Origin of the sequence: Actinacidiphila alni (genome assembly GCF_900112845.1) — a bacterium.
GTDB classification, from domain to species: Bacteria; Actinomycetota; Actinomycetes; order Streptomycetales; family Streptomycetaceae; genus Actinacidiphila; species Actinacidiphila alni.
Window position 1 is genome coordinate 621,806 of the sequence record NZ_FONG01000002.1, and the last position, 22,416, is coordinate 644,221.

A 22,416-nucleotide genomic window follows, 5' to 3' on the forward strand; every position below is an offset into this window, starting at 1 on the left:
CTCCTCAGCCCGTCCTGGACTTGAACAGCGACAGCATACGCTGGCCGTATTCCTCCGCCGCGTCCTCCGTACCTCCCCAGATGTGGCTGGGGGCGACCGTCTCGCCCCACAGCGGTTTCGAGTTGAGGGAGAGCCGGAATTGCTGGTGGTGGTAGATCTCGTGGAACACGGTGGCGACACCTTCGTCCATGCTGCGCAGGCCGAGGTCGGAGATCTGGATCAACGGAAGCCCACGAGGACCGAGTTGCGGCAGTCCTGATGCCAGGTGCGGGCTGTTGCCGAAACCGAGTCCGGTCGGTGTGTGGATCTCGGGCACATGCACGATGTCGTAGCGGCTGACGGACATGTCCGCGCGCCCCAGCGCCATACGCAGCTGACGGATGCTGACGGGTGCGCCGAGCTGTCCGCCGGGCAGACCCTGGGACGGGCCGCGGAACACATTGATCAGTGAGGAGCAGGGCGACAGGCCGAGTGGATCGGCCAGCACCGCGGGGTTGACGACATCCGCGTAATCGTCCGGACCCGGCGCTAGCCCGAGCGGATCCGCGCTCAGATAGCGTCCGGTCTCGGGGTCGAAGTAGCGGTGGTAGTTGTAGTCGAGCCCGGTCTCGTCGTCGTGGTAGCGGCCCGGGCTGCGCAGCGGGCAGTCGGCCTCCTCCGCCGCGTCCGTTCCCGGCCCCGTGGACCGATTCGCCTTGTCCGGCGCGATCGCCTCCGGCGGTGCGGCCTCCGGCAGCCATGGACGACCGCGCCGTCGCCAGGCAACGGTGCCGTCCGTGGAGACGAGTTCGGCGGGTGCACCGGCCAGGTCCGTGACCACGGCGAAGAAGCGGCGGTCGACCTCCTCCTGCGACAGGTCCGCCGTGGCGGCACCCGTGCGCCGGCTGTGCACCTGTGTGACCGGGCGGGGGCCTTCCCCCAGCAGACAGTCCCAGGTGATGACCGCCTCGTCGAGCCGCGGCGGTGCGGCGTCCGCCGCCGCGACCGCTGCCAGAGCTTCCGTCGGAACCCGCTCCCGGACCTGCTCCGCGAGAACCTCTCCGTCCCAGGCGAACCGGACGCCCACGACCGGGCTGCCGTCCGCCGCCAGCAGCTTCTTGGCCGTGCGGCGTCCCAGCGCGTCGTACGCGTACGACGCGACGCTTCCGTCAGGGTTCGTGACCGACCGGAGCCGATCCGCCGCGTCCCATGCGAAGGTCCACCGCAATCGGCCGCCGGAGAGCAGCTTGCGGGTCTTGGTGACGACCCGGCCGCGGTCGTCGTACGTGTAGTCCACGCGACCGGACCGCAGCACCTTGGACCCCGACATCTCCGGTACGGGGAACAACTCGGCACCCGGCCCGCCACCCCGGGGATCATCGGCCTCGACGTGCGTGATCCGGCCGACGGCATCGAGCGTGAACCTATGGGTGCCGCCGATGAGTTCGGTGATCTCCGTCGGATAGCCGTCGGGCCGGAACCGGTAGCGGCGCTCTTGGAGCACGCGGCCCCTCGTGCCGTTCGCGGCAGAAAGTTCGGTAGGGGACGCGTCCCCGAAGGGGCGGACGGCCACGAGTGATTGCTCCGTCAAGCGACCTACCGGATCCCAGCTCTGGCGCAGCCTGGCCGACTGCCCCAACTGCCGCTCGTTTTCGTGGCCGTCACGGTCGTAGCCGAAGGTGAGGAGATTGTTGTCCACCCGCAGGCGCACCGGCCGGTTGTCGGCGTCGTAGTCCCAGACGCTCTCGACACCCGAGGGCGTCCGCCGTGAGATTCGGCGGCCCATCGCGTCGTAGCGGCTTGTGACGGTCAGTCCGTCGCAGCTTTCGGCAACGAGACGGCCGCCCCGGTCGTACGTGAACTCGACGACGGCGGAGGGGTTTTCGGCGCGGAGCATGCGACCGGTGGCCGAATACGCGAAGATCGCTTCACCGTCGGGCGTGATCATCCGGGTCACCCGGCCGCCGGAGTCCCGCTCGTACTCGGTCGTGCTTCCGTGGGCGTCGGTCACACCGACGAGCTGCCGCGCGGCGTCGTAACGATAGGCACGCGTACGCCCGTTGAAGTCGGTCTCGTCGACCAGGTTGCCCACCGCGTCATAGGTGTAGGACCAGGTCCGGTCGTGATCGTCGCGTACTTCGGTCAGCCGCAACTCGGTGTCGTAGCTGTAACGCAGCCGTGTGCCGTCGGGCGCCGTCCGGTCAGCAGGCAGGCCGAAGTGCGTGACCGTGAAGCGGTGCAGTCCGCCCGCCGGGTCGCGGTAGGCGACGAGATCGCCCTCGGTGTTGTACTCCCACTTCTCCGCCGAGCCGTCCGGCCGGCTCCGCCGCAGCGGTCGCCCCTCGGGCGACCATTCGGTCCGCACCGACTGGCCGGCGCGATCGGTGACCTCCGCCACGCGGCCGAAGGCGTCACGGACGAAGGCCGATTCCTCGCCGCTGTGAGCCACGACCGACACCGGAAGACCGGCCGCATCCGTCCGGATCCGACGCGTCGCGCCGAACGCGTCGGTGACCGACGTCAGCGCACCCCGGTCGTTGTACGCGTAAGCCGTCGTCGCCTCGGCCGCGTCCGTTGTGCCGAGCAGGTTGCCGCGGTCGTCGAATCGCTGGGTGACCTGCGCGCCGTCCGGATCGACGGCCCGCACGGGAAGACCGAGGTCGTTGTACTCGATCCGGGCGACCGAGCCGTCCGGATACGTGATCCCGGTGCAGTGGCCTCGGTCGTCGTACGTGTAGCGCGTCGTGCGCCCCAGCGGATCCGTGCGGCTCAGCAGCCTGTCGTAGCGGTCCCACGCCGAAACCGTTGAGTGCCCGAAATGGTCGGTCAGCCGGATGAGTTGGCGGGCCGCGTTGAACTCGTAGGTCGTCGTGGCGCCGACCGAGTCGGTCGCCACCGTCGTCCCGGTCGCGGTGTCGTAGGCGTAGTCATAGGCGAGGACGCCGTCGGACCCCCTGGCGCGGACGCAACGGCCCTGATCATCGTAAATGTACTCGTACCGCGTTCCGTTGCGATCCCGCCAGCGGACGATGCGGCCTTGGTCGTCGTAGCCGAGCGTCAAGGGAGCACCGGAGGAATCGGTGACGGTCGCCAGGTGTCTGCCGCCCTCCTCGGTGTACCCGTATCCGAGGAGGCGTGGTCTGCCCTCGGCGGAGTCCAGGTGCAGGGCGGTGATCCGGCCTTCGGCGGTGGTCACGGCGACGCGGTATCCGCCGCTGTGAGCGACCTCGACAGGCGCGCCGCTCTCGTCATACGTGATCACGATCCGGTTGGAGTTGCGGTCAGTGATCTCCGTCAGGACGAGCGCGCCTTGCGGCGAAGGGCGGAAGCGCAGGGTCTGCCCGGCGTCGGGCTGTGCGACGGTCATGGCCCCGCCGGGTGTGCCGTCCCAGCCGAGCGGCCAGCGCGGGCCTTCCACCGGCATGACCGGCCGGTCCGCCTCGGGCACCGGATAGTGCAGCACCATGCCGTCGGCGGTGGTGAACCGTACGCCCTGGTCGTCGATCCACAGCCGCTGGTCGAGGGTGGAGGCCCAGGACGGGCCGAACCAGCGTCCGCCGCGGAAGCCGGTGCGGTGGGTGCGTTCCAGCACCAGCGGCAGCACGCCCGGCAGTTCGACGTCGGTGGCGCCCATGACCATCTCGCCGGTGGCCATGTCGATCGGGTCACCGGAGGTGAACAGGCTCTTGATGGTGCGTCCCGCGTCCCGTATCGCGCCTGCGCCTTTGCGGATGCTGTTGGCGATGTTCTCCAGGGCTTTGCCGGATTTGAGGAGGGCGGGCAGCTCGCGGGCCATCTTCAGCAGGCCGCCGGCGGTGGTCAGGCCCTTGAACATCGGGATGCAGTCCAGGGCCGCGAACAGCACGTCCCACAGGCTGGCTTTGCCTTGCAGGTACTTCATGACCGTGTCGGCCAGGACGAGGACAGCTGCGGCCAGGACGAGCCAGGCCAGGGGGCCGCCGATGATGAGGACGACGATGCCGAGGACGGCGACGATGACCTTGCAGACGGCGATGATGTCGTCCCAGTGGTCCGCGACCCAGTCGACCGCCTTCTCCCACCAGTGCTTGTTCTTGATGCCCGCGTCGGATGCTTCATGGAGGGCGTGCTGGGCCGTCGAAGCGGCGTCATCCCTGAGCTGGGCGGCGTCGGCGGCCAGTTGCTTGGCCGCGTCGAGTTTGGCCTGGGCGTTGTGGACGGCCGTGGACGCGGTGGTGTGCGCGTTGTTCGCGTCCGTGGCATTACGGGCCGCGGCCCGCACCTCCTCCGCCGACGGCGGCGGCACGTTCGGCTTGGGGTCGTCCTGGTAGGACTTGGACTTGTCCTGGGCGCGCTTCACCCACGCGTCGGCGTTGGTGAGCTGGGCCTGCGCGGAGTCCAACTCCTGCCGTGCGGTGCGCCCCTGGGCCAGGGCCCGGTCGGCGTCGGCCTGCGCCGTCTCCAGCTTCGGCCAGTAGTCGTCCAGGGCGCCGGACGCCAGCCGGTAGGAACGCTCCAACTTGTCCAGACGGCCCGGGAGCTCACCGAACTGGCTGCGGTAGGCGTCACCGGAAAGGCCCGCCCACTCCTGGACGGCCGTGTCACCGTTGAGTCCCTTCACCGACCGCAGCGCCGAGGCGACGTCATCGGCGAAATCCCCCAGCTTCCGGGCGAGTTCCTTCACCTCGAACGGATCACCCGGCACCGGATCCCGGTCCAGATCCAGCACATCCCAATCCGTCGGCCTGCCCATGACCGCTGCCTCCCCCGATTCAGCCCGCGTGGTCCCGCCCATCCTGGCAGGGCACACCGACACCGGGAAGGACGCCCACCCGCCGTTCGCGACACCCGCACTCTCACCGGTTCCGCACCATCGTCTCCGCTCAGCACATCACCCGAACCGGCGCCCCTGTGAAGGAGCGCAGTCGCGTTGACGTCGATCCTCTTCCGTCCTGCTTGCATGCGTGCCGCGTGTATGAGCGCGGACAGGGCGAGCACGTCCCGTACGGCACCGTCGCGCGATGCCGGCGCGGGACCGTCCCAGGAGTGGCGGTCCCTCCGGGACGGCCGCCGGCCTTCTGGCCGGCTTCGCTCCCACCCCCGCCGACGACGTCATCCGTTCAAGGGCTGGGCGAGTTCCTCCGCCGTCATGCGCGCGGCCACGTCTGCTGCATCCCCCTCAAAACTCAGGCCCTCGCTGACCAGCACGTCCATTGCGGGCTCAGTGCGCTGGGAGTCCGTCCAGCGGAAGCCGGAACTGACGCGTCCCTTCACCGTTAGCACCCGCCAGGCATGCGGACACTGCCCGCATGTGGAGAGGTGACGGCCGACAGGTACGGCGTGGCTCCCGATGGCGGCGGCCACGTCGCCGTAGGTCGTCCAGCGGTCGGGAGGTACGGCGGCCAGCAGAGTGTGGAGGTCCGTCCAGTCCTAGCCGGCGGCACTGATACCCCGTACTTGTTCGGCGAGTTGCGTCAGGTCTCTGTTCGCCAGGGCGGCCCATTCGCCGGGGTCGACGTCGTCCGGTACGTGGCCGGTGTCCACCCGCCACCAGGTCGTGCCCTGGATACCGGCGACCGAGCGGCCTTTCACGCTGGTGAAGATGTGCTCGGCCAGGCCGGTAGGGGAGTACTGTTCCCCGTCGGCTTCCCATGTGAGCGGCTTGGACGTGTCGTTCGTCCACGTCGCCGATGCGCGGCCGTGCACCTCGGCTGCCCAGCTGTTGATCTCCTCACGGATCTCTTCCGGGACGCCGTGCCGCGGCACCATGAGCAGGCGCGTCCCGTCCGGCAGCAGATCGGCGGCGAAGAGCACGTCCACCGCGTTCCGTGCCCGGGAGCGTTCCTTGATCTTCTTGACGACCGCCTCGGCCTCCGCGCGGGCCGGGCCGAGCGTGAACTCCTCGACCTGAGGGGTCGGGTACACCTTGCTGAAGCCGGCAACGAGGTGCCCCTCGACCTTCCACAGGCTGACCTGGACGAGATCGATGTCCAGGTTCATCTCGGAGAGCCATACGACGGTGTGCGTCACCTGTTTGGGGAAGTCGGCCGCGATCACGACCAGCCGTGGGCGCTGGAGCACCTCGGGATCCCAATCGCCGTCCACGTGGTCGAGCAGGCGCTGTCGGCACTCCTCTACTGTCACGGATTCGCCACGAGATACACGGAAACGGCGGTGCGCCTCGGCGAGCGTCTCCAGGTCGAAGCGGGACACCAGGGCCGCGTAGGTGATGGCCTGGAGATGAACATCCCGGTCCGCCGTGTCCCTTTTCAGTTCCACCACGACGAGCCGCCCGGTCGCGTCCAGACCCAGGACGTCGAGCCGATCCTTCGCGGGTACGGCGTCGGCGTCGGTCACTCGCGGAAGCAACTACGGCAGCTGCGAATCCACCCCCCGGAGCCAGGCGTGGACCTGCCATCGCCTGCGTCTCCCTTCGCCGGCCGCTGGCGGGGATGCCCTCTGCATCCGCCAACGGGGGCTGGCTGAGAGCAGGGGCACGAGAGAGAGGGCGCCGGTCGGCGTTCGACCGCGCTCGGCGGCTCTATCCGTGAGGGCCGGGGGCCACTAATCGCCGTGCAACCAGACCTGGACGGTGACGAAGTCCGTGTCGGTAAGACCGTGGCATTGGTCGACTCGGTGGAGAAGGGTTCGTGCGGGGTGGTGCGCCTGCGCCCACGTGCGGTCTGCGTCGGAGATCTCGTCGTAGAGCCAGGCGAAGGGGCGCCCGGCGGCCCAGTCGAGAAGAGTGCGGGTCTTCCGAGCGGCCCGGACGGTTCGAGCTGCTCGGAAGGCACCGGCCAGGTGACCACGGGGAGCTGCGGCAGCCCCAGCAGCGGCGCAATGCACTCGTTGGCCTCGTCCTCCCACGTGGTCGCCCACACCAGATCGCACGGCAGCGCCAGCAACTTGCGCCCGAGAGCCGGATCGACCCTGGCCAGCAGTGGATTAGCGCTGGCTTCCTGCGGCACGTACGTCGGATACCCGTCCGGGTGCTCCTCCCGTGTCGCTCCGAAGGGGATGAGCGGTCCATCGACATCGAGAAAGAGAAGAGGCCGCGGCGCGGAAGCGATCACAGCTGCACCGTACGGGCAGACAGACCACCGTTGGAAGCGGATCGACGGCCCGGCGCCATAGCGTCCGCGCAGCTGCTGTGATGTCTGGTCCGGTGCTTCTCTTGTCGTCCGTGATTCCTCCTGCCAGGCGACTACGCGTCGGCCCGTGGGAGGAATGTTCCTTTCAAGGCTTTCGCCATAGTTGGTTCTGTCCGGCCGGTGCACACGCAATGACCGCAGGTCAGTCAGCTGCTCCCCGCCTGCGGAGGCAGCAACCCGAGCTGCACCCCCGTAACGACGTAGGGCCCGGCCGCGGTGCGGTCGGGCCCTACGTCTGCCCTGGTGGGCGGGGTGCGGAGGATACGAGATTCGAACTCGTGAGGGGTTGCCCCAACACGCTTTCCAACGGGTCGTGGCGCTGTTCACGGACGACCGGGTGGGTCCTGACCTGCGGCGGACCGGTTGACGGAAGGTCGGTCGGACGTTGCCGCGCACCGATGAATGAGACCAGAACTGAGACCGGACATCTCCCTCAGTCCGGACCGCTGGCGTCGTCAGCGATTACTGGACTCGCCTTGGCAATCGCCAACTGGTGCGTCGGCATTGCAGACTATCGCGAGGGATACATCCCGGTTTGCTGGTCACGACTGACCTCCCAAGTGCCCGCGGCTGCAGCTCTTATCTGGCGCCGCACAGGGGGCATGCCTGGTCGAGGCCGAATCGGATCCGGCAGCTACTGAGCCGCAGCCACGGGTCCCCGGGCAGCCAGTCAGATTTCCTGTTGAGCCTGTTTGCTCGGCGAGGTCGACGGCTATCCCCCAGCGGGTCGTGTCCGTGGTCCGGAGGGGCGACGTAGGTGCAGCGCTTGGGCAGCAGCCGCGCGTGGCGGCGGCTTGGTCGGATCCGCTCGGGCTGGACATTGCGGAGGCCATGACCAAGCCCTGCGCGCCGTCCGATCGTTCGCGAGGTCTTGGCCTCCCTTGTGTGTCAGCGAGCGGGACCATGCGGTAGATGTCGAGCCTTCTGGTGGAGTCGAAATGGGTGTCGTCGTAGGGCAAAGTACGATCTTCGGTCAGCGTGCATGACGACTCCCGCACAAGAGGGCGACCGCTTCGTCATTCAGGCCCTAGGCAAGTGGGGTGTTCTCCACGTACACAGACTGGAGGGAGCGAGCGGAAAGCAACCAGGGGGCGGGTCGAAGCGCGGTGAGTTCGCTCTCGGGCTCAGGCCGAGGGTGCCGGATGTGACGGTGGAGGCTTCGCAGGGAAATGTGATGCCTGCTGCTTCACGGGTGGGTGCTATGCGGCTTCGCGGCGACGCTGCATACCGGAGTCGTCGTGGAGTCCCTGCACTGAGTGGTTGTGCGTCAAGACCCCGCAGGAGGGTCCTTGTCTGTGCGGCGTGTGAGTCAGACCGCTGTCCCTCCTCGTCCGACCTTACGCGCCAACTCCAGGCGAGGGCCGAGTATGGTGCCCGAGGCCTGTGTGATTTCCGGTTTCGGCCAGGTCAGGGGCACGCGGTACAGGATGGTCCGCGTCAGACTTACGGTGATCGCGCTGGTCGGCCAGAGCCGAGCCGGCCGCAGAGAGTGATGGCCTCGGCCCCTTGACGCCGCCGCTTACTTACGGCCCCTGTGCGGTGTATGCCTGCGTCAATTTCGCTCCTCTCGCACTCACACTTCAGGGTGCAAAGACTTCGGCGGATCTCATCCTGCTTCTCAAGCCCTGGAGAGAAGAGTTGCAGCCTGAAATCCGGCATCTCTCGGTAGGAAGAAGCGGTCTTTGGTGATGCGTCCTGGTTCTCTGCGAGCCGACCAGTTGCATGCAAGGTTGCGGGTGTGCCATTCACATGCAGGACGTGTGGATATGCTGCGGGCGCAAGCATCGGAGAGGAGGACGGATGGCGGATCGTCAGTTTCTGCTGAACAGCCTGAGCCGGCTTCGCGAGTTGGCCAGGAGCGACGAGGAGCGTCTGGCGAACGCGCGGGAGCAAGTTCGCGCGGCAGAGGCCCTTGTCGCCGATGCCGAAGTGCGAGTCGTAGCCTCCAGCCGGGCATTGGAAGCGGTGGAGACTCGTCTGGACAGCTTGGTGCACATCCCCGCACCGCGCGCCGAAGAGGCTCCCGTTGACGCCGATAAGCAACCGCTGCCCGTGGTCGACTTGATCCGGGCGTATTTGCGGGAACGGGACGAGGCGACGACCGCTGAGATCATCACTCATGTCCGCCGGGCGCGGCCGCAAGCCAAGCCGAGCAGCATCAACCCCGAGCTGACCCGGCTGGTGAAACGAAGGCACATCGTCCGGGTCACAACCGGCGTGTACCGGTTGTCGGCTGAACACGAGGCGGGCCTGTTGCCTATTCTCTGATCATCGGACCTTTCATCTGTCCGGAGCAGTGTGTCGGCACCGCCGGAATGCCTAGAAAACACCGGCGGTGCCGGATGCGTTGCAATTTTGGGCTCACACGCACCGCTTTCACTATATACGCCGTGAGCGGTGCGCGAACAATCACGTCAATCTCCCTTTACAGGAATGGGATCGCATGTTCGCGTCTCATGTTTGGACGACGTCGCCGCAACGCGGCCTGGCCGGAAGGTGTCTGGGCCGATGACCGAGGAAGACCGCTGCGTGCCGACCGCTCGCGCCGTCATTCCAAGCCAGGTGCGGATCTTGACCACTTTTGCCCATCTCAGCGGCCCAGACCGGGCGGTGGTGGTCAGTGCGCGGGTAGCCAAGCACATCGGCATCAGCGGCGACACCGTCACAGAGACTCTCCGGTTCTTCGCCAGCGCTGGCTTGTTGCAAGGAGCTCGTGGCCGGTATGCGATCACCGCGGCCGGCGCTGAGGTGGCTCGCCTGTGGCCGCAGGACGAAACGCGGGCTCGGGTGCTGCTACATCGCAGTTTCCGTGACCATTGGGCGACGCGGTTGGCGCTGGAGTTGCTGCGGGACGGACCGGTCGACCAGAGCATTCTTGCCGAGCAGTTGCAGCAGGGTCTCCCGGGCAATCCACGGCGCGGAATGTACCTGGTGGAGTGGCTGGTGATCGCGCTGGTCGTCAATCGGGACGGGGCCATGCGCATCCACGCCCCCACCGTCGACGATCACCTCGGCAACATCCCGGCCGGAGCGGTGTCCGCGGCCCGGGTCACGGACACCGGGCAATGGCGGATCATGGGAATGACGAACGAGAGCCTTAAGCGGCTGCCGGGGCCCCGATACGCCGCAGTCCTGGACGCCTTCTGTCAGGTCCTGGATAACCTGGACCAGGTCGAGAACGCCTGACGTGAGCTTGCGGTGGCCCGGGCAACCACCACCGCAAGCTCCTGCCAACTGTTCCGCCGGGTCGGCCATTGCTTGATGCTGTCTCAGCACGGCTGACCGCGCCTCTGCTGACGTGCGGCCCGGTGTTCTGTCTCGGCGGCGCCTGCCAGTCCGGTCACCGGTCTGCTGTGCACTTGTGCTCCGAACCGGCCTATCCGACCGGGCTCGCTGCATGACGATGCCCTGCGGCCTGGGTATGTCGTCAGGCGCCTCACCCCACCATGCGCTGAAGGACACACTGCCTTGACCTCACCTACTCCTTCCGGTCCGCCGCCCCCTTTGCTCTCGCTGCGCTCGGCCTTGGTGCTGCTACTCGGCACCCTCAGCGGCATCTTCACCGCCCTGCTGAGCGTCCTTGGCGATGCCAGGACACCCACCGCGATCTTGGTCGGACTGGGCACCGTGGCACCTGCCGTGATCTTCTTCAACCAGATCATTAGCTGAAACGCCGCGCCCAGCGGAGCATCTCTCGGATCCGTTCCGGAAATACACCGGCCAGTTGAGTCCCGTGAACATCTCGCCGAGTTGCGCGGTACGCGCGATAGTGCGCACCGCAGGTGAACCGATGCCCGTATTGGCACTTTCGGCTCTCGACTAGGGCCGTCCCGGCCGTGCATACGAGGGCAGCACCGGGACCCCGAACGTCGTAGGGCCCCGCAGCGAACTGTGGGGCCCTACGACATCGTGCCCGGTGAGGCACTGGCGGAGGATACGAGATTCGAACTCGTGAGGGGTTGCCCCCAACACGCTTTCCAACGGGTCACGAGGATGTGCGCGACGGGGCGCAGAGGTTCTGACCTGCGGTGGAGCGGGCATCCAGGCGGCCTGCGGACGTCCGCGGGCGCGGCTGAACGGAGACCAGGACAGAGATCGGCGAGCCGCTCGTTCTTGCTGGTAGGAGGGTGCTTCGGGCTCGACGCCCGCAGGGGCCGCTTCGCCCGCGCGGAGCTCCCGACGCGGCCGTGTTCCTTACCGGCCGCGGGATGGACCCGCGGGCATCCAGACGACCAGTGGTCCGGGTGCTGCTCCCGCGTCCGTAGGGATGGACCCACTGGCTTTGTTCACGAGAACTGACCGCAGGTGTTCGCGAGTTCGGGAGCCACCACCGGGGCTCGGCGTTCGATTCCCAGGGCGGCGGGTGGCCGGAGGCAAGAGCCGGGGTCCGCATTCGGGTGGCGACAGCCAGTACCGGTGGCTGTCCGACGTCAGCTGCTTTCGGGGGCTGGAGTCGCGCTGGAGGCGCTCCAACTGGCGAGGAGGTTGAGGGCTTCGGCGTCGCGGCTGCCGGGGGCGACGCCGCAGATGATGAGGTAGAGGCTCTCGTCGGCGGTGAGCTGCATGGTCTCGTAGTTGAAAGTCATGTCGCCGACGAGGGGGTGGGTGATGCGTTTGGCACCGGCGCGGTGGCGGCGGACTTCGTGGCGGGCCCAGCGGCGGTCGAAGGTGTCGCCGCGGGTGGACAGTTCGCCGATGAGGTCGGACAGTGCCTTGTCGTGGGGGTTGCGGCCGACTTCGGCGCGCAGGGTGGCGACGTTCTGGTCGGCGACGGCGTCCCAGTCGGGGTAGAACTCGGGGGCGGCGGGGTCCAGGAAGGTGAAGCGGGCGGAGTTGACCGGGCGGGCAGGGCTGTCGAAGACGGGTGCGAACAGGGCGCGGGCCAGGGCGTTGCCGGCGAGCAGGTCCAGGCGGCCGTTGCGGATGTAGGCGGGCACGCCGGTCATGGCCTCCAGCATGTTCCACAGTTCCGGGCGCAGGGCGCGCCGGGCGGGGTGGCGTGGGGTACGGGCGGCAGCGGTGGCGTTGGCGGCGCGGACCAGGTCGAACAGGTGGGCGCGTTCGGCGTCGTCGAGCTGGAGGGCGCCGGCGATGGCGTCGAGTACGGCGTCGGTGGCGCCGCGGGCGTCGCCGCGCTCCAGCCGGGTGTAGTAGGGGACGCTGACGCCGGCGAGCCGGGCGACTTCCTCGCGGCGAAGCCCCGGGACGCGACGTGCTCCGGCGAGCGGGGAGAGCGTGAGGCCGGCCTGGTCGGGAGTGATCCGGGCGCGGCGCGTGGTGAGGAAGTCACGGATCTCGCTGCGTCGGTCCATGCCCTGACACTACGACCGGGCTCCGTCTGGGACACGCGCGTGGGGGACCTTGTCAGGGTCCCTTTGCCGGCTCCGGCCGGGCGGTGAGCGGTGTTGTCTGGGTGGCAGGCAGCCCGGAAAGGGGCTGCCCGGCCCGGGTGCCGGGCCTGCAAGCGTCAGGGAGAGTGGAATCCATGCGTGCAACCCTGCTCCACCAGGCCGGTGACGTCCGGGTCGCCGATGTGGCCGACCCGAAGGTCCAGCAGCCCACGGACGCGGTCGTACGGATCGTGCTCGGCTGCATCTGCGGCAGCGACCTGTGGCCCTACAAGTCGCAGCCCTTCACCGAGCACCCGCGGCAGATGGGGCACGAATTCGTCGGTGTGGTCGAGGAGACCGGCCCGCAGGTCGCCACCGTGAAGCCGGGCGACCTCGTGGTGGCCCCGTTCACCTACAGCGACGGCACGTGCGAGTACTGCCGGGCGGGGCTGCACACCTCCTGCGAGCACGGCGGCCCGTGGGGTGTGAACGGTGTCGACGGCGGGCAGGGCCAGGCCGCCCGTGTGCCGTACGCGGACGGCACGCTGGTCAAGCTGCCCGTGGGCGAGGATTCCGGGCTGCTGCCGGATCTGCTCACCCTTTCGGACGTGTTGTGCACCGGCTACCACGCGGCCCGCACCGCCGGCGTGCGCGCGGGCGAGAGCGTGACCGTGATCGGCGACGGCGCGGTGGGCCTGTCCGCGGTCATTGCCGCCAAGCTGCTCGGCGCTGGGGTCCCCCATGCCGGCGGCCAGGGGAGGATCGTCCTCATGGGCCGCCACACCGCGCGCACCGACCTCGGGCGCGAGTTCGGCGCCACCGACGTGGTCACCGCGCGCGGCGAGGAGGGCGTGGCGGCGGTGCGCGAGCTGACCGGCGGGCACGGTACACCGCGAGTACTGGAATGCGTGGGCCTCAAGGACGCCCTCGTACAGGCCGCCGGCGTCGTGCGCGACGGCGGCACCATCAGCCGTGTCGGCGCCCCGCAGTATTCGGAGGTGCCGCTCGGGTTCCCCGAGTTCCTCCGCAACATCACCCTGACCGGCGGCGTCGCGCCCGCCCGCGCCTACATCGACGAACTCATGCCGCACATCCTGGACGGCAGCATCCGCCCCGGCCGCGTCTTCGACCGCACCGTGCCCCTGGAGGACGTCGCCGAGGGCTACCGCCTGATGAACGACCGAGAAGCCCTCAAAGTCGTCGTCCGCCCCTGACCGGCTCCGCGTACACCGGTCAGGAACGACCACCCCACCCAACGAACGACGGGAATCCTCCGTGAAGCACATTCGCCTGCGTGACCTCGATGTCTCCCGCATCGGCCTGGGAGCCATGGGCATGTCCCACGGCTACACCGGCGCCGGAAGCGACGACGAGCAGTCGGTCCGTACGATCCACCGCGCCCTGGAGCTGGGCGTCACCCTCATCGACACCGCCGAGGTCTACGGCCCCTATACCAACGAGGAACTGGTGGGCCGCGCGCTCAAGGGCCGCCGGGACCAGGTGGTGCTGGCCACGAAGTTCGGACTGATCTCCCACACCGGCCGCGACGGCGGCACCGACAGCAGCCCGGCCAGTATCCGCACCGCCGTCGAGGGCTCGCTCAGGCGCCTGGGCACCGATTGCATCGACCTGTACTACCAGCACCGGGTGGACCCCGGCACGCCGATCGAGGAGACCGTCGGGGTCCTGGCCGAGCTGGTCGTGGAAGGCAAGATCCGGTACATCGGACTGTCCGAGGCCGGCCCCGACACGATCCGCCGCGCCGACGCCGTGCACCCGGTCACCGCGGTGCAGTCGGAGTATTCGCTGTTCACCCGTGACCCCGAGGCCCGGGTTCTTCCGGTGCTGCGGGAGCTGAACATCGGCTTCGTGCCGTTCTCCCCGCTCGGCCGCGGTTTCCTGACCGGCAAGATCCGCTCGCCCGAGCAGTTCGCCGCGGACGACTTCCGCGCCGACAACCCCCGCTTCACCGGCGAGAACTTCCAGCACAACCTCGACCTGGCCGACCAGGTCGCCGCCGTCGCCGCCGAGATCGGCGCCACGCCAGGACAGGTCGCTCTGGCGTGGCTGCTGGCCCAGGGCGAGGACATCGCCCCGATCCCCGGCACCCGCCGCGTCGAGCGCGTCGAGGAGAACACCGCCGCCGACGCCCTCCGGCTCACCGACGAGCAACTCGCCCGGCTCAGCGCCCTTCCCCCGGCGGCCGGTGACACCCACAACCCGGCGCAGATGAAGATGATGGAGCGCTGATGACCGGCACCAACCCGCGTGTGGCACCCGACCTCGTGCGCCGCCACGCCCCCAAGCCGGCCGACCTCACCGACGACGTGCTGTTCGCCGACGTGTGGCAGCGCCCGGACCTTTCCCCGCGCGACCGCAGCCTGATCACCGTCGCCGCCCTGGTGGCGCTCGGCCGCGACGCCCAGCTGACCGGCCACTTGCACCGCGCCCTGGACAACGGCCTGACCCGCGAAGAACTCGCCGAGGCCATCACTCACCTCGCCTTCTACGCCGGCCGGCCCGCCGCCATGAGCGCCACCACCGTCCTGGCCCAGGTCACCAACACCAGCGCCGACGCCCCGGCCCCCGCAGACCACCGGAACCGCTGAGGAGTACCCCGGTGCAGCACCTGGCCCTGAACAACGGCGTGATCATGCCCGCCCTCGGCTTCGGCGTCTTCCAGACACCTCCCGACGTCACCGAACAGGCAGTCACCGCCGCACTGGAGACCGGCTACCGGCTCATCGACACCGCCGCCGCCTACGCCAACGAACGCGAGGTCGGCAACGCCATCCGCAACTCCGGCCTGCCGCGGGAGGAGGTGTTCATCGAGACGAAGGTCTGGATCAGCGACTACGGCTACGACCAGACCCTGCACGCCTTCGACAAGAGCGCCGGCAAGCTCGGCGTCGAGCAGATCGACCTGCTCATCCTCCACCAGGCCCTGCCCAGCCGCTTCGACCTCACCCAGGACGCCTACCGGGCACTGGAGACCCTGCTCGCCGACGGCCGGGTGCGCGCCATCGGCGTCAGCAACTTCATGCCCGACCACCTCGATGAGCTCCTCAAGCAGGCAACCGTGGTCCCAGCCGTCAACCAGGTCGAAGTCCACCCCTACTTCACCCAGCCCGCCGTCCAAGCCGCCGACACCGCCCACGGCACCCTCACCCAGGCGTGGTCACCCATCGGCGGCATCACCAGCTACCGCGGCACCGGCACCAGCACCTTCGACGACCCCGCCATCACCGCCATCGCCACCGCCCACGGCAAGACCCCCGCCCAGGTCATGCTCCGCTGGCACCTCCAGCAAGGCCGCAACGCCATCCCCAAGTCCGTCCGCCCGCAGCGCATCGCCGAAAACTTCGACGTCTTCGACTTCCAGCTCACCCCCGCCGAACTCGACGCCGTCGACAACCTCGACACCGGCACCCGCGGCGGCCCCGAACCCACCGCCATCACCCTCGAAGCCTTCGGCCGCGACATCCCCGAAGCCTGACCCGTCCTTCGCACACCAGATCCCGTGGCCTGAGGCACCGCCCGCAGGCCCGGATGCCCCATGCCGCGAGGCACGGCGCGTTCGGATCCCAGGAGCATCAACCGCTGCTGAATCTCCTGAACAAGCGCTGTCGGTTCTCGCGACCAAAGCCATGGCCATCGCTCCACACGGACGGACGTGGCCGGACGCGCCGGCACGCATCCGCTCGATCCTCGCCGGAACTGGCACCGGCTCCTGAGCGCCGGCCCAAAGTCGAAGGCCCGGATCTGCCAACTGCAAATGAAACCGCAACTACGAAACGACGTCGGCCCCGACTGCAGAGCAGTCGGGGCCGACGTTGCGGCTGGTGAGCCGGTGCGGAGGATACGAGATTCGAACTCGTGAGGGGTTGCCCCCAACACGCTTTCCAAGCGTGCGCCCTAGGCCACTAGGCGAATCCTCCGTGGGGAACAGTACAGGGTGGCGGGGGGTGGTCGCGAACTCGATGGGGGGTGGGGGATCGGGTAGGGTGGGCGCAGCCCCTCACGTGGCGCTATCTCGCTGAACTCCCCCAGGGCCGGAAGGCAGCAAGGGTAGGTGGGCTCTGGCGGGTGCGTGGGGGGTCTTTGTGTGCGTGCGGGGAGTGGTCGGGGCCGGATGTCGGTGGGCCCGGATAACCTCGTAGGCGTGTCCCTTGCTCTGTACCGCCGCTACCGCCCCGAGTCCTTCGCCGAGGTCATCGGGCAGGAGCACGTCACCGACCCGTTGCAGCAGGCGCTGCGCAACAACCGGGTCAATCACGCGTATCTGTTCAGCGGGCCGCGCGGCTGCGGGAAGACGACCAGCGCGCGGATCCTGGCGCGGTGCCTGAACTGCGAGCAGGGGCCGACGCCGACGCCCTGCGGGGAGTGCCAGTCCTGCCGCGACCTGGCGCGGAACGGGCCGGGGTCGATCGATGTGATCGAGATCGACGCGGCCTCGCACGGTGGTGTGGACGACGCCCGTGACCTGCGGGAGAAGGCGTTCTTCGGGCCCGCGAGCAGCCGCTACAAGATTTACATCATCGACGAGGCGCACATGGTCACCTCGGCGGGCTTCAACGCCCTGCTGAAGGTGGTCGAGGAGCCGCCGGAGCATCTGAAGTTCATCTTCGCGACGACCGAGCCCGAGAAGGTCATCGGCACGATCCGCTCGCGCACGCACCACTACCCCTTCCGTCTGGTGCCGCCCGGAACGCTGCGCGACTATCTGGCCGAGGTGTGCGAGCGCGAGGCGATCGCGGTCGAGGACGGGGTGTATCCGCTGGTCGTACGGGCCGGGGCCGGGTCGGTACGGGACTCGATGTCGGTGATGGACCAGCTGCTGGCGGGCGCGGGCGCGGACGGTGTGACGTACGCCATGGCGACCGCGCTGCTCGGTTATACGGACGCGGCGCTGCTGGACGAGGTGGTGGACGGGATCGCGGCCGGGGACGGGGCGGCCGTCTTCGGGATCGTGGACCGGGTGATCGAGGGCGGGCACGATCCGCGCCGCTTCGTGGCCGACCTGCTGGAACGGCTGCGGGACCTGGTGATCATCGCCGCCGTGCCGGACGCCGTGGAGAAGGGGCTGATCGACGCCCCGCGCGACGTGGTGGAACGGATGCAGGCCCAGGCGTCGGTGCTGGGCGCCGCCGAGCTGAGCCGCGCCGCCGACCTGGTCAATACGGGGTTGACGGAGATGCGCGGCGCGACCTCGCCGCGCCTCCAGCTGGAGCTGATCTGCGCCCGCGTGCTGCTGCCCGCCGCGTACGAGGACGAGCGTTCCCTCCAGGCGCGGCTGGAACGGCTGGAGCGCGGGGTCGCCGTCGCCGGCCCGGCGATGGGAGCGGCGGCGCCCGCCCCCATGCAAACGGGTACGGGAGCTGGTACGGCTACGGCTACGGGTGCGCCGCAGGCCGTCGGTCCCGCCGCCGCCCGCGCCGCCCTCGGTGGCGGCCGTCCGCCGGCCGAACCGCCCGCGGCGCCGGCGTACACCCCGGTCCAGGCCCAGCAGCCGCCGCAACCTCAGCCCCAGCCCCAGCCCCAGCCACAGGTCCAGCCCCAGCCCGCGGCACCGGCCGCCGCCGTACCCCAGGCAGCCCCCGTACCGCCGCCCGCGCCGCCCGCGCAGGCTCCGCCGGCCCAGCGGCCCGGTGCCTGGCCGTCCGCGGTCACCCCCGGCCAGGCCCCGGCCCAGCCCCCCGTCCAGGCGCAGGCACAGGCACAGGCACAAGCGCAGGCACCGGCGCCCCCGCAGCAGCCCCAGGCACCTCAGCCCCAGCCTCAGCCCCAGGCACCGCAGTCCCCGCCCCAGGCCGCGGCCGCCCCCGTCGGCGACCCCTCCCGGGTCCGGCAGATGTGGCCGGACATCCTGGAAGCGGTCAAGAACCGTCGCCGCCTCACCTGGATGCTGCTGTTCAACAACGCCCAGGTCGCCGGCTTCGACGGCGAGACCCTCCAGGTCGGCTTCGACAACCCCGGCGCCCGCAACAGCTTCGCCAACAGCGGCAGCGAGGACGTACTCAAGGCCGCCATCAACGACGCGATCGGCGCGCAGTGGAAGATCGAGGCGATCGTCGCCCCGAACGGGGGCGGGGGCCCGGCCGGCCCGGGCCCAGGTGCCGGCGGACCCGGCGGCGGGTTCAGCGGCGGGTTCGGGGGCGGCGGCGCCCCCCGCCCGTCCGGCCCCCCGCAGCAGCAGCCGCCCGCCGCCCGCCCCCCGCAGGACCGGCCCCAGGGCGCCCCGCGCCCGGACTTCCAGGCCGGCCCGCCGGCGCAGGGCGGACCCGGAGGTCACGGCGGCCCCGGAGGTCCCGGAAGCGGCGCGCCGTCCGGCCCGCCCGCCGCCTCGTACCAGCCCGCCCCCGTGGACGACATGCCCCCGCCCCTGGAGGACGACGTCCCCGAGGACGACGATCCGGATCTGGTCGACTCCGCGCTCAGCGGCCACGACCTGTTCGTCCGGGAGCTGGGCGCCACGGTGATAGAGGAGATCGCGCACGACTGAGGTACCAGGGGGGCGCGACACCCCCTGCCCCGGACCCGTACCGCGACGCGCCTCCTCCTCCGTACGGGGTAGGGCGCTGCGCCGTACGAGCACGTAGGCTCGCTCTGTCGCACAAAATCCTGTCAGACCTGTCAGACGCCCGTCAGGAGTGAGAACCGTGATCCCCGGTGGTCAGCCGAACATGCAGGCGCTGCTCCAGCAGGCCCAGAAGATGCAGCAGGATCTCGCCGCGGCCCAGCAGGAGCTGGCCGAGACCGAGGTCGAGGGCTCCGCGGGCGGCGGCCTGGTGACCGCGAAGGTGACCGGCGCGGGCGAACTGCGCGGTCTGGTGATCGACCCGAAGGCGGTCGATCCCGAGGACACCGAGACGCTCGCCGATCTGGTGGTCGCCGCGGTGCACAACGCGAATGAAGCGGCCCAGGCGATCCAGCAGGCCAAGCTCGGCCCGCTCGCCCAGGGGCTTGGCGGGATGCCCGGCCTCCCGTTCTGACCGTCCCGATCGCTCTGACCGTCCCGCTTGTCCCGACCGTCCCGATCACCCCGATCGTCGGTTCGGTCGCCCGGACACCGGTCCGGTCCCATCGTTCTTCCGGAGTTCCGACCGGAGAAACCCCCCAGAAGTCCCCGTGAGGAAGGCTCGTCGGCGTGTACGAAGGCGTGGTCCAGGACCTGATCGACGAACTGGGCAGGCTGCCCGGAGTGGGTCCCAAGAGCGCCCAGCGGATCGCCTTCCACATCCTGCAGGCCGATCCGGCGGATGTACGGCGCCTGGCGCACGTGCTGTCGGAGGTCAAGGCGAAGGTGCGGTTCTGCGCGGTGTGCGGCAATGTCGCGCAGGACGAGCAGTGCCGCGTCTGCCGTGACCCGCGCCGCGACCCCTCGGTCATTTGTGTGGTCGAGGAGTCCAAGGACGTGGTCGCGATCGAGCGGACCCGCGAATTCCGCGGGAAGTACCACGTGCTGGGCGGCGCGATCAGCCCGATCGAAGGGGTCGGCCCCGACGATCTGCGGATAAGGGAGCTGCTGAGCAGGCTCGCGGACGGCACCGTCACCGAGCTGATCCTCGCGACGGACCCGAATCTGGAGGGCGAGGCGACGGCGACGTACCTGGCCCGGATGGTGAAGCCCATGGGACTGCGGGTCACGCGCCTGGCCAGCGGCCTCCCCGTGGGCGGCGACTTGGAGTACGCGGACGAGGTCACGCTGGGGCGGGCCTTCGAAGGGAGGCGGTTGCTCGATGTCTGACGCCGTGACGGAGAACGACAAGAAGAGCGTGGGAAACGTGGCAGACGCGAAGAGCGCGAAGAGCGCGACGGCGCCGAAGAAGACGCAGAAAACGCAGAAGACGCAGAAGACGGATCTCCCGGCCGGGGGAGCGGAAGGCGCCGGCCAGGAGCCGGACGAGTTCGCGGTCCAGATCTCCGACCAGATCGAGAGCTTCATCCTCTCGGTCCGTGAGGTGGCCAAGGGCGACGACCCCGACAGCGCGGTCCCGTACCTGCTGCTCGAGGTCTCCCAACTGCTGCTGGCCGGCGGCCGGCTGGGCGCGCACGAGGACATCGTGCCGGACGAGCGGTACGAGCCGGACGTCGGTCCTGAGCCGGACGAGGACGACCTGCGGCAGCGGCTGGCGGCCCTGCTGGAGCCGATCGACGTCTACTCCGAGGTCTTCGACCCGTATGTGCCGCGGTCGACGCCGGTGGCCTGCCGGATCTCCGACGACATGGCCGATGTGGTGGCCGATCTCACACACGGCCTCGCGCACTTCAGGGCCGGGCGGATTTCCGAGGCGCTGTGGTGGTGGCAGTTCTCGTACCTGTCCAACTGGGGGTCCACGGCCAGCGCCAGCCTGCGCGCGCTCCAGTCGCTGGTCGCGCACGTACGCCTCGACAGCCCGCTGGACGAGCTGGACGGCCTGGACACCGGCGGCGACGGGGACGACGAGGAGGAGCTGGCCGAGGAGGCGGGCAAGGTGATGGCGGCCGAGCTGGGCACGATCGGGATGCGCCCGGCGAGGTAGCGCGAGTCCCGCCGACGTACCGGTCGGAGACGGGGGAACGCGCTGACGTACCGGCCGGATACGGGGGAGGCGGTGCCGGCCGCAGGATTTGCGGCTGATCACGCCTCGGGCAACGTATCTCACCATGCGATACGTCCCGGGCGGATCGTGCCTGCTCGTTAAACTGGGCCGACCGCATCACACCCCGGAAGTCCCCCGTTCCCGGCACACCCCGGGCCCGGGCATCCCTGAGCGAGGAGCGCACGTGGGCCTTGTCGTGCAGAAGTACGGCGGCTCCTCCGTCGCCGATGCCGAAGGCATCAAGCGCGTCGCCCGACGGATCGTCGACACCAAGAAGGCGGGCCACCAAGTGGTCGTCGTGGTGTCCGCGATGGGCGACACGACGGACGAGCTGATCGATCTCGCGGAGCAGGTGTCGCCGATCCCGGCCGGGCGCGAGTTCGACATGCTGCTGACCGCGGGCGAGCGCATCTCGATGGCGCTGCTGGCGATGGCGATCAAGAACCTCGGGCACGAGGCGCAGTCGTTCACCGGCAGCCAGGCCGGCGTGATCACCGATTCCGTGCACAACAAGGCGCGCATCATCGATGTGACGCCCGGCCGGATCAGGACCGCGCTGGACGAGGGCAACATCGCGATCGTGGCCGGCTTCCAGGGCGTCTCGCAGGACAAGAAGGACATCACCACGCTCGGCCGCGGCGGCTCCGACACCACCGCGGTGGCGCTCGCGGCGGCGCTCGACGCCGAGGTGTGCGAGATCTACACCGATGTCGACGGCGTCTTCACCGCCGACCCGCGGGTGGTGAAGAAGGCCCGCAAGATGGACTGGATCGCCTTCGAGGACATGCTGGAGCTGGCCAGTTCCGGTTCCAAGGTGCTGCTGCACCGGTGCGTGGAGTACGCGCGCCGCTACAACATCCCGATCCACGTACGGTCGTCGTTCTCCGGGCTGCCGGGCACCTGGGTGAGCAGCGAACGTCCGGCGAATCTGCCCGGGGCCGCCGGCCAGGGCGGCGACCACTCGGCTCAAGGCGACCACACAGCTCAAGGAGAACGTCCGATGGAGCAGGCGATCATCTCCGGCGTCTCGCACGACACGTCCGAGGCCAAGATCACGGTCGTCGGGGTGCCGGACAAGCCGGGCGAGGCGGCGACGATCTTCCGGGCCATCGCGGACGCCGAGATCAACATCGACATGATCGTGCAGAACGTGTCGGCCGCGGCCACCGCGCTCACCGACATCTCCTTCACGCTGCCCAAGGCCGAGGGCCAGAAGGCGATGGCCGCGCTGACCAAGGCGCAGACCGTGATCGCCTTCGACTCGCTGCGCTACGACGACCAGATCGGCAAGATCTCGCTGGTCGGCGCGGGCATGAAGACCAACCCGGGCGTGACCGCGACCTTCTTCGAGGCGCTGTCCAACGCGGGCGTCAACATCGAGCTGATCTCGACCTC

At 69.4% G+C, this 22,416-nt stretch carries 15 protein-coding genes, 1 tRNA gene, 1 other RNA gene and 1 pseudogene; 13 read left to right on the top strand and 5 right to left on the bottom strand.

The annotated features are described in order from the left end of the window. Positions 1–4: 4 nt before the first annotated feature. The 3 genes and pseudogenes from BM076_RS05590 to BM076_RS37285 all read right to left on the bottom strand — a co-directional run bounded on the left by BM076_RS05590 (position 5) and on the right by BM076_RS37285 (position 7,031). Positions 5–4,711, bottom strand: a complete 4,707-nt coding sequence (locus BM076_RS05590) for a DUF6531 domain-containing protein (RefSeq protein ID WP_143120527.1) — start codon at positions 4,709–4,711, stop codon at positions 5–7. Positions 4,712–5,388: 677 nt separating this feature from the next. Next, positions 5,389–6,315: a hypothetical protein gene (locus BM076_RS05595; RefSeq protein WP_245795736.1), complete on the bottom strand. Its 927-nt coding sequence runs from the start codon at positions 6,313–6,315 to the stop codon at positions 5,389–5,391. A 207-nt stretch (positions 6,316–6,522) separates the two neighbouring features. Then, positions 6,523–7,031: pseudogene (locus BM076_RS37285) on the bottom strand (HAD domain-containing protein). A gap of 1,878 nt (positions 7,032–8,909) precedes the next feature. Between BM076_RS37285 and BM076_RS05605 the strand changes: the two are divergent. The 3 genes from BM076_RS05605 to BM076_RS35975 all read left to right on the top strand — a co-directional run bounded on the left by BM076_RS05605 (position 8,910) and on the right by BM076_RS35975 (position 10,778). After that, entirely contained in the window at positions 8,910–9,377 is a 468-nt protein-coding gene (locus tag BM076_RS05605; RefSeq protein WP_093712178.1) for a hypothetical protein, read from the top strand. A 240-nt stretch (positions 9,378–9,617) separates the two neighbouring features. Continuing rightward, a complete protein-coding gene (locus BM076_RS05610) occupies positions 9,618–10,295 on the top strand; it encodes a helix-turn-helix domain-containing protein (RefSeq protein WP_093712179.1) in 678 nt (225 codons plus the stop codon). 282 nt (positions 10,296–10,577) lie between these two features. After that, entirely contained in the window at positions 10,578–10,778 is a 201-nt protein-coding gene (locus BM076_RS35975) for a hypothetical protein (RefSeq protein ID WP_143120528.1), read from the top strand. Between the two features lie 761 nt (positions 10,779–11,539). Here BM076_RS35975 and BM076_RS05615 read toward each other — a convergent pair. Next, positions 11,540–12,421, bottom strand: coding sequence for a helix-turn-helix transcriptional regulator (locus BM076_RS05615; protein WP_093712180.1), 882 nt, complete (start codon positions 12,419–12,421; stop codon positions 11,540–11,542). Positions 12,422–12,594: 173 nt separating this feature from the next. Here BM076_RS05615 and BM076_RS05620 point away from each other — a divergent pair, with 173 nt between their 5' ends. From BM076_RS05620 to BM076_RS05635, 4 genes are all read left to right on the top strand, one after another. Further along, entirely contained in the window at positions 12,595–13,653 is a 1,059-nt protein-coding gene (locus BM076_RS05620) for an alcohol dehydrogenase catalytic domain-containing protein (protein ID WP_093712181.1), read from the top strand. A gap of 61 nt (positions 13,654–13,714) precedes the next feature. Then, a complete protein-coding gene (locus tag BM076_RS05625; protein ID WP_093712182.1) occupies positions 13,715–14,689 on the top strand; it encodes an aldo/keto reductase in 975 nt (324 codons plus the stop codon). Next, the gene (locus tag BM076_RS05630; protein WP_093712183.1) at positions 14,689–15,048 is read left to right on the top strand and encodes a carboxymuconolactone decarboxylase family protein; all 360 of its coding nucleotides are present in this window, start codon (positions 14,689–14,691) and stop codon (positions 15,046–15,048) included. Before BM076_RS05625 ends, BM076_RS05630 begins: the two co-directional genes overlap by 1 nt. An 11-nt stretch (positions 15,049–15,059) precedes the next feature. Then, positions 15,060–15,935 (top strand): aldo/keto reductase, encoded by an 876-nt coding sequence (locus BM076_RS05635; protein WP_245795737.1) that lies wholly within the window; start codon positions 15,060–15,062, stop codon positions 15,933–15,935. 357 nt (positions 15,936–16,292) lie between these two features. Here the strand turns inward: BM076_RS05635 and BM076_RS05640 are convergent. Continuing rightward, positions 16,293–16,377 (bottom strand) — tRNA-Ser (locus BM076_RS05640). Positions 16,378–16,448: 71 nt separating this feature from the next. Here BM076_RS05640 and ffs point away from each other — a divergent pair. From ffs to BM076_RS05670, 6 genes are all read left to right on the top strand, one after another. Further along, an RNA gene (ffs, locus tag BM076_RS05645) (signal recognition particle sRNA small type) lies at positions 16,449–16,545 on the top strand. Between the two features lie 26 nt (positions 16,546–16,571). After that, entirely contained in the window at positions 16,572–18,941 is a 2,370-nt protein-coding gene (locus tag BM076_RS05650; RefSeq protein WP_093712184.1) for a DNA polymerase III subunit gamma and tau, read from the top strand. A gap of 157 nt (positions 18,942–19,098) precedes the next feature. Then, on the top strand, positions 19,099–19,431 hold the full coding sequence (locus BM076_RS05655) for a YbaB/EbfC family nucleoid-associated protein (RefSeq protein WP_093712185.1): 333 nt from the start codon (positions 19,099–19,101) through the stop codon (positions 19,429–19,431). A 155-nt stretch (positions 19,432–19,586) separates the two neighbouring features. Beyond that, positions 19,587–20,186 carry a recombination mediator RecR gene (gene recR / locus BM076_RS05660; RefSeq protein WP_093712186.1) on the top strand — a complete coding sequence of 200 codons (600 nt, stop codon included), beginning with the start codon at positions 19,587–19,589 and terminating at the stop codon, positions 20,184–20,186. After that, positions 20,179–20,961: a DUF5063 domain-containing protein gene (locus BM076_RS05665; protein WP_143120530.1), complete on the top strand. Its 783-nt coding sequence runs from the start codon at positions 20,179–20,181 to the stop codon at positions 20,959–20,961. Before recR ends, BM076_RS05665 begins: the two co-directional genes overlap by 8 nt. A 244-nt stretch (positions 20,962–21,205) precedes the next feature. After that, on the top strand, positions 21,206–22,416 hold a 1,211-nt coding region (locus BM076_RS05670; protein ID WP_093712187.1), incomplete at its 3' end, for an aspartate kinase.

What these genes read in the sequence shown, in the direction of transcription:
- BM076_RS05665 (WP_143120530.1), top strand. Translation starts at nt 20,179, where the DNA reads ATGTCTGACGCCGTGACGGAGAACGACAAGAAGAGCGTGGGAAACGTG.
- BM076_RS05630 (WP_093712183.1), top strand. Translation starts at nt 14,689, where the DNA reads ATGACCGGCACCAACCCGCGTGTGGCACCCGACCTCGTGCGCCGCCAC.
- BM076_RS05620 (WP_093712181.1), top strand. Translation starts at nt 12,595, where the DNA reads ATGCGTGCAACCCTGCTCCACCAGGCCGGTGACGTCCGGGTCGCCGAT.
- BM076_RS05605 (WP_093712178.1), top strand. Translation starts at nt 8,910, where the DNA reads ATGGCGGATCGTCAGTTTCTGCTGAACAGCCTGAGCCGGCTTCGCGAG.
- BM076_RS05615 (WP_093712180.1), bottom strand. Translation starts at nt 12,421, where the DNA reads ATGGACCGACGCAGCGAGATCCGTGACTTCCTCACCACGCGCCGCGCC.
- BM076_RS05590 (WP_143120527.1), bottom strand. Translation starts at nt 4,711, where the DNA reads ATGGGCAGGCCGACGGATTGGGATGTGCTGGATCTGGACCGGGATCCG.
- BM076_RS05650 (WP_093712184.1), top strand. Translation starts at nt 16,572, where the DNA reads ATGTCGGTGGGCCCGGATAACCTCGTAGGCGTGTCCCTTGCTCTGTAC.
- BM076_RS05610 (WP_093712179.1), top strand. Translation starts at nt 9,618, where the DNA reads ATGACCGAGGAAGACCGCTGCGTGCCGACCGCTCGCGCCGTCATTCCA.